The sequence below is a fragment of the Paenibacillus sp. GCM10023252 genome (assembly GCF_042653305.1).
Classification (GTDB): Bacteria; Bacillota; Bacilli; order Paenibacillales; family Paenibacillaceae; genus Pristimantibacillus.
On the sequence record NZ_JBHSHW010000027.1, the window covers coordinates 104,494 to 122,025 of the forward strand.

General features: G+C 54.4%; 16 protein-coding genes. 14 read left to right on the forward strand and 2 right to left on the reverse strand.

Features of this window, described 5'->3' with window-relative positions; all coding sequences use genetic code 11:
- The first annotated feature begins 8 nt into the window (after positions 1–8).
- The 3 genes from opp4C (at position 9) to ACFO9Q_RS15575 (ending at position 3,261) form a co-directional block, all read left to right on the forward strand.
- Positions 9–941 carry an oligopeptide ABC transporter permease gene (gene opp4C / locus ACFO9Q_RS15565; RefSeq protein WP_379183644.1) on the forward strand — a complete coding sequence of 311 codons (933 nt, stop codon included), beginning with the start codon at positions 9–11 and terminating at the stop codon, positions 939–941.
- 342 nt (positions 942–1,283) lie between these two features.
- Positions 1,284–2,303, forward strand: coding sequence for an ABC transporter ATP-binding protein (locus tag ACFO9Q_RS15570; RefSeq protein WP_379183702.1), 1,020 nt, complete (start codon positions 1,284–1,286; stop codon positions 2,301–2,303).
- Positions 2,293–3,261 carry an ABC transporter ATP-binding protein gene (locus tag ACFO9Q_RS15575; RefSeq protein WP_379183646.1) on the forward strand — a complete coding sequence of 323 codons (969 nt, stop codon included), beginning with the start codon at positions 2,293–2,295 and terminating at the stop codon, positions 3,259–3,261. Before ACFO9Q_RS15570 ends, ACFO9Q_RS15575 begins: the two co-directional genes overlap by 11 nt.
- Positions 3,262–3,628: 367 nt before the next feature.
- Here the strand turns inward: ACFO9Q_RS15575 and ACFO9Q_RS15580 are convergent, their stop codons facing one another.
- Complete coding sequence (locus ACFO9Q_RS15580) at positions 3,629–4,483, reverse strand: hypothetical protein (RefSeq protein WP_379183648.1); 855 nt, start codon at positions 4,481–4,483, stop codon at positions 3,629–3,631.
- Between the two features lie 2 nt (positions 4,484–4,485).
- Positions 4,486–4,668, reverse strand: coding sequence for a hypothetical protein (locus tag ACFO9Q_RS15585; RefSeq protein ID WP_379183650.1), 183 nt, complete (start codon positions 4,666–4,668; stop codon positions 4,486–4,488).
- Between the two features lie 122 nt (positions 4,669–4,790).
- On the opposite strand from ACFO9Q_RS15585, the gene ACFO9Q_RS15590 reads away from it, so the two are divergent.
- From ACFO9Q_RS15590 to ACFO9Q_RS15640, 11 genes are all read left to right on the forward strand, one after another.
- Positions 4,791–5,294 carry a hypothetical protein gene (locus ACFO9Q_RS15590; RefSeq protein WP_379183652.1) on the forward strand — a complete coding sequence of 168 codons (504 nt, stop codon included), beginning with the start codon at positions 4,791–4,793 and terminating at the stop codon, positions 5,292–5,294.
- 175 nt (positions 5,295–5,469) lie between these two features.
- Positions 5,470–5,982 (forward strand): CYTH domain-containing protein, encoded by a 513-nt coding sequence (locus ACFO9Q_RS15595; RefSeq protein ID WP_379183654.1) that lies wholly within the window; start codon positions 5,470–5,472, stop codon positions 5,980–5,982.
- Between the two features lie 6 nt (positions 5,983–5,988).
- On the forward strand, positions 5,989–6,594 hold the full coding sequence (locus ACFO9Q_RS15600; RefSeq protein WP_379183656.1) for an AAA family ATPase: 606 nt from the start codon (positions 5,989–5,991) through the stop codon (positions 6,592–6,594).
- Positions 6,591–7,451: a phosphotransferase family protein gene (locus ACFO9Q_RS15605; RefSeq protein WP_379183658.1), complete on the forward strand. Its 861-nt coding sequence runs from the start codon at positions 6,591–6,593 to the stop codon at positions 7,449–7,451. Before ACFO9Q_RS15600 ends, ACFO9Q_RS15605 begins: the two co-directional genes overlap by 4 nt.
- Positions 7,452–7,472: 21 nt before the next feature.
- Positions 7,473–8,321 (forward strand): DUF72 domain-containing protein, encoded by an 849-nt coding sequence (locus ACFO9Q_RS15610; RefSeq protein ID WP_379183660.1) that lies wholly within the window; start codon positions 7,473–7,475, stop codon positions 8,319–8,321.
- 16 nt (positions 8,322–8,337) lie between these two features.
- The gene (locus ACFO9Q_RS15615; protein WP_379183662.1) at positions 8,338–9,420 is read left to right on the forward strand and encodes a mandelate racemase/muconate lactonizing enzyme family protein; all 1,083 of its coding nucleotides are present in this window, start codon (positions 8,338–8,340) and stop codon (positions 9,418–9,420) included.
- A gap of 458 nt (positions 9,421–9,878) precedes the next feature.
- Positions 9,879–10,829: a ribose-phosphate diphosphokinase gene (locus ACFO9Q_RS15620; RefSeq protein ID WP_379183664.1), complete on the forward strand. Its 951-nt coding sequence runs from the start codon at positions 9,879–9,881 to the stop codon at positions 10,827–10,829.
- A 163-nt stretch (positions 10,830–10,992) separates the two neighbouring features.
- On the forward strand, positions 10,993–12,507 hold the full coding sequence (locus ACFO9Q_RS15625) for a methyl-accepting chemotaxis protein (RefSeq protein WP_379183666.1): 1,515 nt from the start codon (positions 10,993–10,995) through the stop codon (positions 12,505–12,507).
- 51 nt (positions 12,508–12,558) lie between these two features.
- Positions 12,559–12,906 (forward strand): hypothetical protein, encoded by a 348-nt coding sequence (locus tag ACFO9Q_RS15630; protein WP_379183668.1) that lies wholly within the window; start codon positions 12,559–12,561, stop codon positions 12,904–12,906.
- A gap of 239 nt (positions 12,907–13,145) precedes the next feature.
- Positions 13,146–15,605 (forward strand): fibronectin type III domain-containing protein, encoded by a 2,460-nt coding sequence (locus ACFO9Q_RS15635; RefSeq protein ID WP_379183670.1) that lies wholly within the window; start codon positions 13,146–13,148, stop codon positions 15,603–15,605.
- Positions 15,606–15,784: 179 nt separating this feature from the next.
- Positions 15,785–17,509, forward strand: coding sequence for a sugar ABC transporter (locus ACFO9Q_RS15640; RefSeq protein WP_379183672.1), 1,725 nt, complete (start codon positions 15,785–15,787; stop codon positions 17,507–17,509).
- The last annotated feature ends 23 nt before the right edge of the window (positions 17,510–17,532 follow it).

The window sequence follows — 17,532 nt, forward strand, 5'->3', positions numbered from 1 at the left end:
GGGGAGCTATGCAGATTGAACACGGAACAGTTGACGCTGCGACCTATGACAGTGTTAGCATCGCCCGGAGGCCAGCTTCGCCTTGGCGTCTTGCCCTGCGCAGGCTGCGCCGCAACCATCTGGCGATGGCTGGACTCGCGGTATTAGTCGTTATGATCCTCGCTTGTCTATTCGGCCCGATGCTGTCTCCGTATCAGACGGAGAAGATCAATATTATGAACGGCAACAAGCCGCCAAGCGATGCACACTGGCTCGGTACGGATAAGCTGGGTCGCGATATTCTGAAGCGCGTGCTGCTGGCGGGCCGCATCTCGCTGTCGGTCGGTATCGTCGCGATGGTCATCTCCGTCGTCATCGGCAGTGTGCTTGGCGCGGTGGCTGGCTTCTACGGGGGGCTGGTGGACAGCCTCATCATGCGGCTGACCGACATCATGATGTCGGTGCCTTCGCTTCCGCTGCTCATCATATTGGGGGCGGTGCTGTCGGACCTGCGAGTTCCGCCAGAGATGCGGATCTATATTGTCATGCTGATCTTAGGCGTGCTCAGCTGGCCTTCGCTTGCAAGGCTCGTCCGAAGCGAGATTCTGACGCTGCGGGAGCAGGAGTTCATGCAGGCGGCCGAGGTGCTGGGGCTGCGTGACCATCGCCGCATCTTCCGCCATCTGCTGCCGAACACCATTCCGACGATTATCGTCGTCGCTACGCTGACTGTGGCCGGCGCGGTGCTGTCGGAAGCGGTGCTCAGTTACTTCGGCATAGGCGTCGTGCCGCCAACCCCGTCCTGGGGCAATCTCATTCAGTCGGCTAACAATCTGATTGACTTCCAGAAGCGGCCGTGGCTGTGGATTCCGCCGGGACTATGCATCTTCATCACGGTCATTGCCATTAACATGTTCGGCGACGGGCTGCGCGACGCCCTCGATCCGAAGATGAAGCGATAGGGGGGAGCGAGGATGGCTGGAGTGGAGAGCGAAGCAGCGGGGTTGTCGGAAGAGAAGGAGATTCATACGACTACGGAGCATGCAGGAAGGCCGGAGAGCCGGTTGGCTGTAGGAGAACACAGGCAAGGGAAGAGGCTGGCTGTAGGCCAAGAAGAGAGGCTTATTCGGTTCAGACAGGCGGTCGATGGGGCAGGACGCTTGGAAGGCAGGATGGGTGGGGATGGGGAAGGACGCTTGGATGCTAAGAAGGCTGGGGATGGGGAAGGGCGCTTGAATGGTAAGAAGGCTGGGGATGGGGCAGGACGCTTGGAGGGTAAGAAGGCTGGGGATGGAGCAGGACGCTTGGCGGCTGGGAAGGTTGGTGAGCCGCTCGTGGAGTTCCGCGGGCTGCGAACCTCCTTCCGGACGGAAGGAGGCGTCGTTCGAGCGGTGGATGAAGTGAGCTTCAAGGTGAACCGCGGGGAGACGGTGTGCGTCGTCGGCGAGTCTGGCTGCGGCAAGAGCGTGACGGCGCTGTCGCTGATGAGACTGATCTCCTCGCCGGGCCGGATTGACGGGGGAGAGGTTCGGTTCGAAGGCGAGGATCTGCTCGCCTTGCGGGAGAAGCAGATGCGGCGCATTCGAGGGAACGAGATTGCAATGATTTTCCAAGAGCCGATGAGTTCGCTGAATCCAGTGTTCAAGGTCGGAGCGCAGATTATGGAGCCTCTGCAGGAGCACCGGGGCATGTCTCGGGCACAGGCGAGGAGCCGGGTGCTGGAGCTGCTGCGCATGGTGGGCATCGCTAGGCCGGAGGGAGTGGCGGAGGCTTACCCCCATGAGCTGAGCGGAGGGATGCGGCAGCGAATCATGATTGCGATCGCGCTCAGCTGCGAGCCGAAGCTGCTCGTTGCGGACGAACCTACTACGGCGCTTGATGTAACGATTCAAGCTCAGATCCTTGACTTGATGAGGGATCTGTCGCGCGAGCTGGGCACCTCCATTCTGTTCATCACCCATGACCTCGGCGTCGTGGCCGAGATGGCGGATCATGTGGTCGTGATGTATGCAGGGAAGGTGGTGGAGGAGGCTCCGGTGAAGGAGCTGTTCCGTCATCCTAAGCATCCGTATACGCAAGGGCTGATGAAGGCGAAGCCGATGCTGGGGCAGTCCGCGGAGCGGCTCTACACCATCCCTGGCCAGGTGCGGAATCCGCTGACATTGGGGGATTTCTGCGCTTTTCACGAGCGGTGTGTGCATGCTATGGAGATCTGCCGTACGAAGCAGCCTCCGCTGGAGGAGCAGACGGCGGGGCATAAGGCGGCTTGCTGGCTGTATGAGGAGGACGAGCATCAGGAAGGAGTGAGGCGGGATGGCAAGTGATGTGCTGCTGGAGGTTGAGGATCTTCGCACCTATTATCCAATACGCGGGGGCGTGCTGCAGCGTACGATTGGCCAGGTGAAGGCGGTCGATGGGGTGTCCTTCGTCATTCGGAGGGGGGAGACCTTCGGGCTGGTGGGAGAGTCAGGCTGCGGCAAGAGTACGGTGGGCAGGACAATTCTGCGGCTGGTGAGCAAGACGTCGGGCTCGGTGAAGTTCCGGGGCACCAACATATACGAACTGAACAAGGCTAAGCTTCGCGGCTTGCGCCCTCAGATGCAGTTCGTCTTCCAGGACCCTTACTCCTCTCTTAATCCCCGAGTTAAGGTGGGCGATGCGATTGCTGAGCCGCTCATTGATCATGGGCTGTGCGGGAAGGCGGAAGCGATGGAGCGGGCGAAGGAGGTGCTGCAGCTATGCGGGATGGCTCCGTACCACTATGATCGCTATCCGCATGAATTCTCCGGCGGTCAGCGTCAGCGAATTGGCATAGCACGCGCGCTAATCCTGCAGCCTGACTTCATCATCGCCGATGAGCCGGTATCCGCGCTGGATGTATCCATTCAAGCGCAGATTATTAATCTGTTCCGCGATCTGCAGGAGGCTAGGGGACTGACGTATCTATTCATCTCGCATGACCTCAGCATCGTCGAGCATCTATGTACCACGATTGGTGTCATGTATCTAGGTACGATGATGGAGCTGGGGCCGAAGTGTGAGCTGTTCGCGAATCCGCTGCACCCTTACACCAAGGCGCTGCTATCGGCCGTACCGGTGTCCAACCCGGAGACACGACGCGAGCGCATCGTGCTGAAGGGCGACCTGCCGAGTCCGGCGAACCCGCCGTCCGGCTGCAAGTTCCACACCCGCTGTCCGCTGGCGGTGGAGCAGTGCCGGACCGAGGTCCCGGACTACCGCGACATGGGCGGAGAGCACTATGTCGCTTGCCATCTGGTGTAGGTGGGGCGCTCAATAGCCTGGCGCAGACGAATGACATTAGCACGGATATTCCGTGTTAAGTCAATCTGAAGGGGGGGACTGGAGCACTTAACGAGGATTATCCTCGTTAAGTGTCTGAGAAGGCAGGTGTGTAACGATTGGGATTCACGTTAACAAGGATATTCCGTGTTAAGTCAGCCTAGAAGGGGGTTGCTAGAGGACTTAACGAGGATCTGCCTCGTTAAGTGCTTAAGCTTGCGAAGCCAGCCGCTTGCAATGGGATTCGTGTCCGGGCAGGATTGAGGTGCAGAAGTGCAAGAAATTCGAGGCAGCCGAGGACGATTACCATTCGGCGAGTCCTCCACACATTGTGCTGAAGGTAAGCACACTATGTTCCATCAAGCCAGCTCTCCACAAGCTTGACCATACGGTCCTGAGTATCTTGATCTGGATGGTCCCCGTCCAAGTGGTAGCCTACTTGGTACAAAATACCGTCAGAGTAGAAGTTAATCTCGTTAGCCGCACTCACCGTCACATCAACCCTATCCATAGCATCATTATAATTGTAGTACTGATAGGTGTAGCTGCTATCCGTCGCCAGTATATGATGATATAGCGTTACAGGCCGCTTCCCGCCTAGCTTATGCACCTTAATGGGGTTATCGAAGGTGTCAGCCGCAGCAATATCCGCGGCAGCCCAAGGGTCCTCAGCCAGCTCCGTCATCCTAAGGATAATGAACTCATCTCCAGCTCCAGAAGACATATCTTGCAGGTAGGTCAGTTGCACCTGTTGATGCCTCTTGCCATCCTTCTCGAACGAGGCCACATAAGCCAGCTCCTCCCCAGCCTTCCAAGGGAGCTCATCAGTATCAAGAGGACGAACTGCTTCAGTCAGCATTGATGGCAGCTTATCCCAATGGGAACGGATTCGAACAGGCTTGCTATAGGTGACCTTGCTGACCTCCCGCAGAGGCTGGTAGTATCCGCTCTGTGCGAGGGGAAGATTAACCGATGAGTGTTTACTTCCTTGGTCACCCTTACTCCATTCTAATACGATGTGGTCCTTTCCATCCGCTTCTTTCTTAATATCTTCCTCACTTATTGACCGGGGAAAAGCTGCCGAATCCATATCCCTAACGCTCTGACGCTTGATTAAATGATCCGAACACCCCCCAATAACCATCACCGCCGTCAGACTCAGCAAGCACCACAGCAAGCCTCGAACCGCCTCCCGCCTCCCCATCCTCACTCCTCCGACCCCAACCGGAAGTCATCGGTCTTCTCCCCATCGGTCCAGATCTCGACGAACAGTGCGTCGCAGTTCTCGAAGTCCTCTGGCTTCAAGGACAGAGCTCTCTCCTTATCCTCGCCGACATACACATTCTCCATCCCGTCCTCACTGAACGCTTGAATGACATATATGGTCATAACGTACCCTCCTGACGTCTCTTCTTCCAGCAGTATACCACAGCACTGTCTTCAATAATATTCCATTCATGCGCAACAATTAGGAGGCGTGCGGCGTATTAGTCTGTAGGGAGGGATGAACAATGGAGCTGTACTTCAGAGACAACTTCTTCAATGCTGGCAGCAGCGATATTATGGACGCGGAAGGCAACCATGCCGGTTCACTGGATCTGCGGAGTGCGTTCGGCTCGGGGCTGGATGTATACAATGGGCAGGGATTGAAGATGTGCGCAGGGGAATTCCCCTTCTTCTCGAATAAGTGGCATATTACAACGGCGGACGACTGTGAGCTTGGTGTACTGCGTGCGAGGATGAGCTTCTTGAAGAAGAAGTATGAGTACGATTCAGGCGGTCGAGGCATCTATGAGATTGTATCGCCTGCCTTCTCGAATGAGTATGCCGTCTTAGATGAGGATGAGAACGAGGTGGCGTCCTTTGCCAAAATCAGCGGATGGCTCCATCCCGGAGCCTTCTGCCTGAACAATCAATCACAGCACCTGGATCATTACGAGCTCATTGCTATCGTGATGGGCGTTCATGCCATTCAGAAGAGGCAGAATGCCAGCATAGCAGGTTCCACTAACTAATCACTTTCTAGTACTTACTATGGTCATACCACCCTCTTGCCCCGTTAGGTGGGATGGGTGGTTACTTTTTTTTTGCAGAAGGGCGGTTGTAATTATAGGGTGGCGGGAACGGCGGCGTCTTGGATCTCCCCAGCCTCTAGAGGTATAATCTAGCTAATGACGAGGAGGTTAGGACATGGCCTTAGAGATTGAACGCAAGTTCCTGCTGGCGGAGCCTGTACAGGAGCTGGCAGACCGAGGGGTTCTGCGCATCCAGGGAGAGCAGTGTATTGAACAGACTTATCTGGCGATTGACGAGCAGCAGGAGCTTAGAATTCGACGATTAACCGACTTAAGCACGAATGAACGCACCTACACGCATACCTTCAAGCAGGGCAACGGTCTATCAAGGGAAGAGATTGAGTACGAGATCTCAGAGAGCATCTATGAGCAGGTGGCGCGCGCGCACAATGCGGTTGCACTGACGAAGAACCGTATCACGGCAGAGTGGAACGGGACGATACTCGAAGTAGATGTATACGATCAGCTCCAGTTAACCGTAGTCGAGGTCGAATTCGCCTCTATCGAAGAAGCGAATGCCTTCAACCCGCCAGCGTGGTTCGGACCAGACATTAGCAGCGAGCGGCAGTACAGCAACAAGACCGTCTGGCGAGAGCTTCAATTAAGCAGAGCAGCGGCAGGAAGCTAACCGGGCATGAGGAAGCTCTTGTTCGTAGTTGGTGCTGCTGGGGCGGGCAAGACGACAGTGGCGAAGGAGATAGCGAAGCGGACCAAGACGGTGCTGCTCGATATGGACACGCTGCTGCGTCCAGCTGCGCAAGTCATTATGAAGCTGTCAGGTCAGGATCCGCAGGACCGGGACTCCGCCATATACAAGACGCTGTGCCGCGATCTGGGATACCGGATTACGATGGACGCTGCACTGGAGAATGTGGAGCTGGGAGGCGACGTCATCGTCGTTGGCCCACTAACGAAGGAGACCGGAGAGCCCGAGTGGCTGCAGCAGGAGTTAGCGCGGATCGGCGCAACGACGGAGGATGTGGATGTGAAGGTGCTGATCGTCTATCTCCCTGGCGAGGAGCTGTACAAGCAACGCATTCAGGCGAGAGGGCTGAAGCAGGATCAGTGGAAGCTGGCTCATTGGAAGGAGTTCAGCCGTTCGCTCGCACGCAGAGAGGTGAAGTGGGACCTGCCGGCCGAAGCTATCATGCCATACGACAACTCGAAGCCTCTGAGCGGGGAGCGGCTAGCCTTGCTGGAGACCTTCTTATTCGGAGTTAAGGGGAGTGAACCGGCATGAATCTATGGACCAGCATCCGCTTCACAGCGCTCGATGACAGCCTCCGCCACCTGGCGGATCAGCCGGAGCAGCTGCAATTCACCACATTAGATGGAGGCCTTGAGGCCGAGGTCATTCGAGTAGCCAGCCCCCATTCCTCACAACCCCTAATTGTGAAAAGATGGAGCAAACAATCCCGCCCCGACGTCGCTGCCCAATATAGGCTGCTCCAGGGTCTATTCGAGCAAGGAGTCGCGGTGTCTCGCCCCCTAGGCTGGGGAGTAGACGGGGAGAACCATCCCGTCTTGCTCACGCCAGATGACGGCATCCCTCCTGCTGAGGTGAAGCTGAAGCAGGTGCGGGAGCTCGCTCAGCTGTTGTCCCGCGTCCACAGAGCGGACGTATCCCGGTTCCTGCAGCCTCTGCCAGCTTATGACTTCATCCCGTACTTCTTCCCCGGAATCGAATACTATGATGATCTGAAGGAGCGGCTGGACAGCCTCTTCTCGAAGGTGGATTACAAGCAGCAGGTTCTCATTCATGGCGATTATCACCTAGGCAATATTGTACAGAAGGACGGAGTCTATACGATTATTGACTGGACGAATGGACAGCTGGGCGATGCAAGATATGATGTTGCTTGGTCAACCGTACTCGCCAGAATCTACTTGTCGGACAGGCTGGCAGCTGCCTTCAAGGCAGCCTACCTGGCTGATAACAAGGACTGTGAGCGGGACTCGGAGCTTGTTGAAGCGATAGCTTGCATCAGGTGGCTGCTCCTTAACCGCCAGGTCGGACTGCCGCATGGGCCGAGCACGAAGAAGCGTATACGGGCGCTGCTGAAGAGCAGTCCGTATCTATCGGAAGAGCTGCTATAACGGATGTGAGGAGGGTGAGCGATGATTCATATCGGACTGGCGGGCTGGGGTGACCATACCGATCTGTATGCGAAGGGAGTATCAGCACGCGACCGGCTGAAGATATACAGCACCTATCATTCCTGCGTAGAAGTAGACAGCACCTTCTATGCCATTCAGGCGGAGAAGGTGCTTGCACGCTGGGCCGAGGAGGATACCCCCCCTCACTTCCGGTTCGTCATTAAGGCCTACCAAGGAATGACCGGTCATCTTCGCGGACCGAACCCGTTCCCATCTGAAGAGGCTATGTTCGAGGCGTTCCGCGCCTCGATTGCTCCCGTTGCCGCGGCAGGCAAGCTGGCCTCCGTGCTGTTCCAGTATCCGCCTTGGTTCGATTGCAGCAAGCCTCATGTCGATATTTTGCGAGAAGCGCGTGAACGTATGCAGGGTCTGCCCGTATCACTGGAGTTCCGTCACCAGAGCTGGTTCGATGGAGAGATGAAGGACAAGACGCTGGCCTTCATGGAGCAGGAGGGCTGGATTCACAGTGTATGCGATGAGCCGCAAGCTGGAGCTGGCTCCATTCCGATTGTGCTGCAGGCGACGGATAAGGGGCAGACCATTGTGCGCATGCATGGGCGTAATGCCGAGCATTGGAATGGCGGCGGCGGTCCCAACTGGCGTGAGGTGCGCTACCTGTATAACTACAGCGAGCAAGAGCTCAGCGAGTGGAAGGATCGTCTGCTTACGCTAGAGGGAATGACGAAGGAGATTTATGTGATTTTCAACAACAACTCTGGTGGGCATGCTGCAGCGAACGCTGCTCGGCTGATGGAGATGCTCGGACAGGAGACGAAGCCGTTCGCGCCGAAGCAGCTGGAGTTGTTCTAGGGGGAGGATGGTGCGTGTGCTTATTACTAATATAATCACTTATGCAGCACAGGGTGCTGTGTTCGTGGAAGTGCAGACGGATTCGGGAATTAGCGGATTCGGTGAATGCAGCAGAGTAGGGGAAGCGGTGCTGGAAGAGCTCATTCATCAGGTCATTAAGCCGCTCGTGCTTGGGCAGAGTCCCTTCGGTCATGCCAAGCTGGAGCAGAATGTCATGAACGGGAAGTACAAGATTGCAGGGCAACTGTTGGCTATGGCCTTCAGCGGGGTTGAGATAGCCTGCTGGGATGCGGCCGCACGATCTGTTGGACAGCCTGTCTACAATCTGCTCGGGGGCCGCTGCCGTGAGGAAGTGAAGTTCTATGGCTCCAGCATGAGCCGACATCTGAGTGCGGAGGAAGAAGCGGCCAAGGTGCTCAGCAGTATTGAGGAATACGGCTTCGAGGCGATTAAGATGAAGGTAGGACCTAGACTAGGAACCGGGCAAGCAGTGGACCTAGAGGAAGATGTTCGCCGCGTGCATGTGATGCGCGAGGCAATTGGGCCTCGCATGAAGCTGATGCTGGATGCGAACAGCTCGTACTCCTATACGGAAGCCGTGCGGTTCTATCACTTCGTGAAGGAGGCGGATATCTATCATTATGAGGAGCCTTGCCGCTATGACGACGTTCAGGCCTATGTGAAGCTGGCTGGCCAGCTTCCTGTACCTATCCATGTTGGCGAGCAGGATTGGAACCTATATACGTTCCGCAGCTTCATTGCCTCAGGGGCATGCCAGCTGTATGCACCGGATGTGGTGAAGTGCGGCGGAATTGCCAGTGCGGTTCGAGCAGCTGTGTTATGCCGAGCCTTCGGTGTGACTTATGCTCCGCATAATACATCACGCGGACTTGGACTGGCTGCCACACTCCAACTAGCCGCCGCCCTGCCTGAGTGCAGCTATTATATGGAATGGAAGATAGGCAACGATCCATCCGAAGCTTATCTACAAGCGCCTCTCCAGTTAACTGGAGGCAGGTTGAACATTCCGTCAGGGCAAGGTCTCGGCGTGGAGCCAGACCTGGAGAAAATGAGGCGAACGATGCGGGTAGTCGATTAATAATGGACTGATAGGCTAAGTCTATCAGCCTATCATTTCATCCGAGAAGGCAGATTACTGAATGGCTATGGCTGTTCCATTCCGGAGCCATTAGGAGCTAACGTAACGCCGGAGCATGTGGTCCCCGTCTTGAATTGAGTGGAATCCCCGGGTTGGAAGGTCATCGGGATGAGACTTCTCCAATTGATAAAATAACTGCTCTGATGCAAGATTTTGTAACCGCATTCAATAACGATCGAGTCACACTCCTCTCACTATGAAAGTAGTCTCTCGGTCATACTTCGCGCAAAGGTTGTATATCTTGCAAAGATTGTTTGTAAACTTCAGAGGATGATTATAAGTGAACGGCTCCGGTAAGGCACATTTTCACACCTTTTTTGATAAGGACGTGCTATTTCCTCCAAACATGATTATAATAGCCTCAATGATTACTGTTACTGCTATGGAGGTATTCTGAGATGATTACAGACAAAATCAAAATCTTTGCAGGCTCGTCCAACATTCCCCTGACTACACAGATCTGTGAGAAGCTTGGAGTCCCGCTAGGCGATGTGAAGCTGTCCCGGTTCAAGAATGGTGAGGTCTATGTAGCGTTCATGGAGTCGATTCGTACATGCGATATCTTCATCGTACAATCGTTGTCGGATCCCATTAATGAGCACTTCATGGAGCTGCTGGCGATGATAGATGCGGCTAAGCGTGCTTCTGCAGGTACAATTAACATCATCATGCCGTATTACGGATATGCTCGCCAAGAACGCAAGCGTGCGCCTCGCGAAGCCATCTCGGCTAAGCTGGTGGCCGATCTGCTGGCAGCTGCCGGTGCTTCCCGTATTATTACACTTGATCTCCACACGGCTGCTATCCAAGGCTTCTTCGACTTCCCGGTGGATCATCTGACCGCACTGGATACGCTGACGGATTACTTGAAGACCTTGTCCATCAAGAGCCCGGTTATCGTCTCCCCAGATGCAGGACGTGCTTCAACGGCAGAGAAGCTGGCCAGCTACATGGACGCTGAATTCGCGATCGTCGTAACGGGTAAGGATAACCAGACCGGGACAGAGACGTTCAACATCATCGGTGATGTGAAGGGTAAGACGCCGATTATTATTGAGGACTTGATTGATACGGGGAAGACGCTGCACAGCGTCATTAATAAGCTCGTCGAGTCAGGGGCTGAGGATTGTCTGGCGGTTGCCACTCACGGCCTATTCTCTGACCATGCGCTAAGCAAGCTTGTCCATCCTCGCCTCCGCAATATTGTGGTGACCGACTCTATCCTTCAGGATACATCCAAGTCGGATAAGCTGATTGTCATTCCAATTGCTGATACGATTACGGAAGCGATTCGGGCGAATGTGGATGGCGGCTCCATAGCAACGTTGTTCAAGTCGAGAGGGATATAATTTTGTCATGACGACCTACCCTAATGATAGGGCCTGCTCTTGTGGAGTGGGCTTTTTTCTATATTCTTAAAATCATACAAATCTATTCATTCCCCTATTCATAGTTGGATATATATGTCGATATTAAGAGAAGGTAAAGTTATTCATAAGGGGTGTACTTGCATTGAATACTCATTCCAGTTCAACTGAAGCGTCTCCATCCATCTCTCCATTCGAGCAGCTTGCATCCAAGATCCTCTACACGACCTTCCTCGGCTTGCTCATCTCGTCTCCACCGCTCTACTGGCTCATCTACCTAACCGGCCTTATTGACATGATCTATGCCGTAGGCTGCACAGCTGCATCTATCTTAATGATTGCGGTGCTGCTGCTGTCTTACCGATCGACGGCCTCGCGTCCAAGCGGCAAGTATTGGCTCATCGGAATCGGCAATTCCATCGGCTTCACGCTCATCTGGCTCATTCCTTCACCGAGCGCATGGGCTGTGTGCATGATCTATGTAGCCATATCCGTGATCTACTTCAACAATCGAGTGAGTCTATTCACAATGGGGGCATCGCTCGCTTCCCTAACCATTCATGTCATATGGAACGAGACCATGACGAATCAATCCGCCTTCGATATCGTCGTTATGTACACAGTCTTGCTCATTGTGAATACTGCTGCTATTGCGGTCTGCTTGGTCGGCAGCCATATTATGAGACATATGCAGGGTCAGAATAGCCGAATTGAGCTGCTTCTCACAGAGGTGCAGAGTTCATCTCAAGTGCTCTCTGCCTTCGGTTCGTCTGTGAAGCAGGAGGCTGATTCTTCGGAGCGAATCAGCCGCGAGCTAGCCGTCAGCGTTGCTGAAGTGAGCATAGGCACCCGTTCGCAGGCATCAAGCACCTCCATCCTTAATGCTTCTCTAAGCGACATGCAGGGCTTCATCGGACAGATCTCGGAGTCGACGGACCAGCTGGATTCCAATTCACATCGTACGACCGAGATTACGAGAGAAGGTCTTAACCGAATTAGCTCTCTGGTGACAGACATCGAGCAGGTGAATCAGGCCGTTCAAGACACCGTCACTTCCATGTCGGAGCTGACGGCGTTCAGCGAGCAGATCGGCAGTGTGACGAGCACGATCTCTGCTATTGTCAGGCAGACTGGCATCCTGGCGCTTAATGCGGGCATTGAAGCGGCAAGAGCAGGTGAGCATGGCCGCGGGTTCGGCGTTATTGCGCAGGAGATACGCAAGCTGTCCAGCGGGGCTGAAGACTCCATGGAGCAGATTACAGCTACATTGACACGCATTCATGAGCATTCGGCACTCGTCTCGGGCAAGATTGCCGCAGGCGGCACCGCATTGACGCAGATTAATGAGTCTGCACAAGAGACGAGCGTTCGGTTCAAGGATATTCTTCATCATGCAGATCATGTGTCAGAGATGTCTTCCGCGATGAGAGTGATGCTGAGTGAACTGGTCTCCCGTACATCGAGCAGTGCAGAAGATATTGAAGCGATTACCGCTGTCACGGAAGAGACGAGCGCCGCGATGGAAGAGATTACAACCAGTCTGGAAGAACAATCGGCTAGCATGCAGCAGATGAGTGCGCGTGTTGGTGATCTAGAATCCCTCTTGGTCCGTCTGTCAGAGCTCGTTGAGGGCAGGACTGTGCAGACAGACAATAAGTAGACTCATTCGTCTCCCAGCTGCATACCTATGTAGCATAGGAGAGTGATAGCTATGGACAAGCAGGTGAAGCGGTATTATCTCCTGAAGCAGAAGCAGCGGGAGATTGAAGAGGAGCTTGGAATGCTCCGAACCGAGCTGCTGACAGCTTGCGGCGAGATGGACCAGCCTGGGCTTGAAGTCGGGAACTACAAGGTCAGGGTAACGTATCAGGAGCGCAAGGAGTATGATGGACAGCGACTGTTCGAGGCACTGCCAGACAAGGCGCTGTGGCTGCATATCTCATCAGCAGACTCCGCGAAGATCAAGAGTGCCATCAAGCTGGGGGCGCTCACGGAGGAGCAAGTCAGCGGCACTTATACCGTTAAGAGTGTGAAGTTGCTGCATGTGGAGAAGAAGTAGCGCAGGCCGCGGGATCAAGGTGAACCACTCTATTCATACAGAACAAGGTAGGCTGTCTCCAAGCACCCCTCCAAGTGCAGAGGCAGCCTATTGCTGTGCTGCGTCCTGCGAACCCACATTGACGGTATAGTTCTATGAATCACGATAGATTGCTATAGCTTGCCGTACGAATTCTATCTATGCTATAGACGAGGCGGCAACCGAGGAAGCCGTCATTAACCATAACCGGAGGAGTGAGTATGATGAGATGGAAGGCTCTAAGTTGGGGTAAAATGTTAACGCTTACAGGAGCGGCACTTCTAATCGGCACTACGGTAGCAGCGGCGAGCGCATCTGCAGCGAGGGACCCGTGGCTGTGGCCGTTCTCGCAGGACAGCATATGGAATATGCCGATTGGAGCTAATGCAGATTATCAGTCAATGGGGCATTTTCCAGGGGGCGGTTACTTCCATACGGACTATGAGTACCATGTGAAAACAAAGTCCACCGATCCCGTCCGCAACATCTATGGCGTGCCCAATTGGACAAGCCGCTGCAGTGATACGTCGAATCCGCAAGGAACAATTAATATCCCTGATGAATTCATCGTAGGGGATGCCACGACCAATCCTTACAGCACCCCTAACAATGTTGCCGCCTTCCTGAAGCCCGACGGCCGGACGCTTATTCAGCTTGAGCCGCTGACTCGCTGTACCGCGGGAGGGAATGTATTCGGCTATCGATGGGGCGAGGATCTCGATATTCAAGGTCAAGGCATTGGGGGGACGCACTGGGGCTCCGGCTTGTCGGCGATTGGCGGATCGCTGCGCCATGGTGAGCTCACAGGAAGTGATCCCATCAAGCATGCTCTGAAGCTGAATGTATGGGGCAACTACCTGTATTACAATACAGCTGATGCAACGAAGGGCTACCGGTGGCCGGCGGATCGTTCAGATGCCGGCGCTCCATCCAACTATCATGGCACGAACGCCAAGATAGAGATGGGCTCCCTCATGGCCATCCATCCATCTGCAACGGAGGCCAGCTTAGGTCTTCAGACGGCAGCAGGGAAGAAGATCTTCCATGCCCTACAAGATTACGGCGCCTATATTGCGGATGACACAGGCTGGGATGCCTATGCCTTCAGTGCCTCCCGCGAAGCTTGGCTGGAGTTCGAAGAGGTGTACGGTTATTCCTTCGATCAATCTTCGTCCGCCACGGGTGAGTCGAAGAAGTTTTTCGACGATATGATGGCGCTCATCACCAAGCTATACGTCGTGGATAATAACAGCAGCACGAACGTAGGAGGTGGCGGAACCCGCAGGGCAGCCTTGGCAGATTCGACCTTCTCGGCCATGGACAGCACCGCGCCGTCAACTCCATCTGGATTAACCGTAACGAACCGGTCAACAAGCTCCGTGAGCTTATCTTGGACGCCTGCTTCAGACAATGTCAGAGTCATGGAGTATGAGATCTACAATGGAAGCACCTATGTCGGCTCCACCTACGGCAAGACCAGCTACACGGTATGGAATCTGACACCGAATACATCCTACAGCTTCAAGATCCGTGCGAAGGATACGAATACGAACCTGTCGAGCTTCACCTCCGTCGTCTCGACCTCCACCATCGACGGCTTCTCCGAGAACTTCGACGACGGAGCCGCGCAGAACTGGACACTCGGCACGGGAGCTTCCGTTGAATATGGCCGTCTCAAGCTGAGCAATTGGGGCGGTACCTCGAATGCCATCTATACAGGGGCCAGTTACTCCGGCAGCTATACCTTGAAGGCAGCTCTGCAGACTGATGCCGGTGACAACAATGGGAAGACTAGGATCTACTTCAACTATACCGATGCCAACAATACGTACTATGTGCAATTCGGTGGCGGCAACAGCAATACTGTTGAGTTGAAGAAGGTGGTTGGCGGGACGACGACGACGCTCGCCACCTATTCAGGCAGCTATTCGATTAAGGATTGGGATTGGCCAACCATCGAGATTACAGCAGGGAGCGGCACAATTACGGTGAAGGGCAGCAGAGGCGGCACGAGCACCACCTTATTCTCAGGCATCTCCGACAGCTCCTTGACCTCCGGCCGTATTGGCCTTAGTGCGGAGTACACTCAGTCCTATGCTGAGAATATCGAGGTCCTCGTGGGCAGCGCCGGCACCGGTTCCGGCGGGACTATTACACCCTATGCGGAGAACTTCGACGACGGAGCGGCACAGAACTGGACGCTTGGAACAGGAGCAGCGGTAGAATACCAGCGGCTCAAGCTGACGAATTGGGGCGGTGCGTCTGACGGAATCTATGGAGGAGCGACCTATACGAGCGGGTACACGTTGAAGGCTGCGCTGCAGACCGATGCTGGGGACAATAACGGCAAGACGAGAGTTTACTTCCACTACACGGATGCCAGCAACACGTACTATGTACAATTCGGCGGCGGAACGACGAACACGGTTGAGCTGAAGAAGGTAGTAGGAGGTACGACAACGACTCTTGCCACCTACTCTGGCAGCTATACGATTAAGAACTGGGATTGGCCGGTCATAGAGATCATAACGGGCAGCGGCTCTATCACGGTGAAGGGCAACCGAGGCGGTACGGTAACCACATTGTTCAACACGATCTCGGACAGCTCGCTTACTTCAGGGAAGGTGGGAGTCGGAGCGCATTATACACAGTCCTTCGTAGACAACGTCTCGGTGAATTAAGGGTTGGGATGAAGAGAGGCAGGCCCTTACATAGGGCTGTCTCTCTTCTGTTGCATGGGGGAGGAGGAGATTCTCTGCAGTGTGCTATGAATCTCGCTATTGTGTTATAGGAGGAAGATGCTGAATCGTGTAAGGTTACAGTATGGAACATAAGATATGGATTGGGGGATGGATCGGCAATGGGGATGAGCAGCGAATTGAAAAAAAAGGCTTCCATGCTGGTGACCAGTGTGCTTGCAGTCAGCTTAATGTTGAGCGCTTGCAGCGGAGGAAACAACGAAGGTGGCAATGAGCCGGGTGCAACGGCTGCGCCGAGCGGTAATGGACAGGCAGCTGATCCTGCTGAGGGTCCAGGCAAGGTGTATGATACACAAGTACAGCTCACTGCTGTGAAGCTGCTTGACGGCGACGTGAAGTTCAAGGAAGGCGAGAACATTGATAATAATGCACTGGATAAGGCCATTCTCGAGGAGACGGGCATTCAGCTGAAGTATCTCTGGACTGCAGCTACACGGGATTCCTACTTGGAGAAGCTTCGCCTCGGACTCTCATCTGGAGAGCCAATGCCGGACATTCTACTCATTGATGATGCGGCACTGCGGGATCAGCTAATTGAGTCAGGGAAGTACGGGGAAGTAGGCTCTCTGTTCGACCAGTATGCCTTCCCAGAGTGGAAGCAGGCTCTGGAAGAGTCGCCTGAAGCATGGAATGGTATCTTGAAGGATGGCAAGCGAATGGGCCTGCCTCTGATGGCGAGTAAGAATCAAGGGGATAACGTGCTATGGATTCGTGAGGACTGGCTGCGTAACTTAGGCTTGCAAGCACCGACTACGATGGCTGAGTATGAGCAGGTGTTGGAAGCCTTCACGAAGAAGGATCCAGACCAGAATGGGAAGAACGACACGTTCGGTACGGCCATTGGCCTGAAGGACAATTGGTATGACCGTTGGCTGGGGGATGCTTCCTTCGTCTTCGGCTCCTATGGGACGGTTCCGCATGGCTGGGCGAAGAATGAGCAAGGTCAGCTCTATCAACCCGAATACACACCGGAGTTCAAGCAGGGGCTAGCGACAATCCGTGGATGGATTGAGAAGGGGTATGTGCCCAAGGATGTTGGTGTATATGATGAAGGCAAGGTGCAAGAGTTAGTGACAAGCGGCAAGGCAGGGATGGTCGCAGGGGATTATTGGCTGGATATATGGCCGTTCCCGGATCTGAAGAAGATTACACCGACTGCAGAGTTCAAGGCGTACCCGCTGCCGGTTGGTGCTGACGGCAAGACGAAGTATTCGACGAATGATACGACAGTTGGGCATTACATTCTAGTGAGCAACAAGGCTAAGCACCCTGAGGCTGCTATCCTCTACATGAATTGGCTATTCAAGAACTACTTGTTCCCGGAGAAGGGCTCCAAGTATGAATATGGACTGGTCGAGGGGTATGACTGGGGCACAGTCGACGGCCAGCCGACGAACGACAAGGCTAAGCTTGGTGACAAGTACATTGATATTATTCGTATTAGTATTCCGAAGAACATTATGCTGCCGAGTTTGTGGTTGGATATGATTAAGAAGTTCAATGGAGGAGGCAAGCCAGAGACACCAATGGAAGTACGCCAGATGGGCGGAGAGAATGCCGTTACGCTTGCTGCTGCTAAGATTGTGCTTGACGGTATCGAGAAGGGTTATCCTCAATCGAACCTAGCAGCGACTTCTCCTGTAGGCAAGGCAGAGGCAGACAAGGGCGGAGCCGTCGAGAAGCTTCGTCGTGAGGTGCAGAGTCAGATTCTATACGGCAAGGCACCGGTAGATTCTTACGATCAGTTCCTAGACAAGGCCAACAAGCTTGGCTACAGCGACATCGTCAAGGAGAAGAATGACTGGTACGCATCGGTTACCAAATAATCCTTAGCACTCACCCCGGCAAC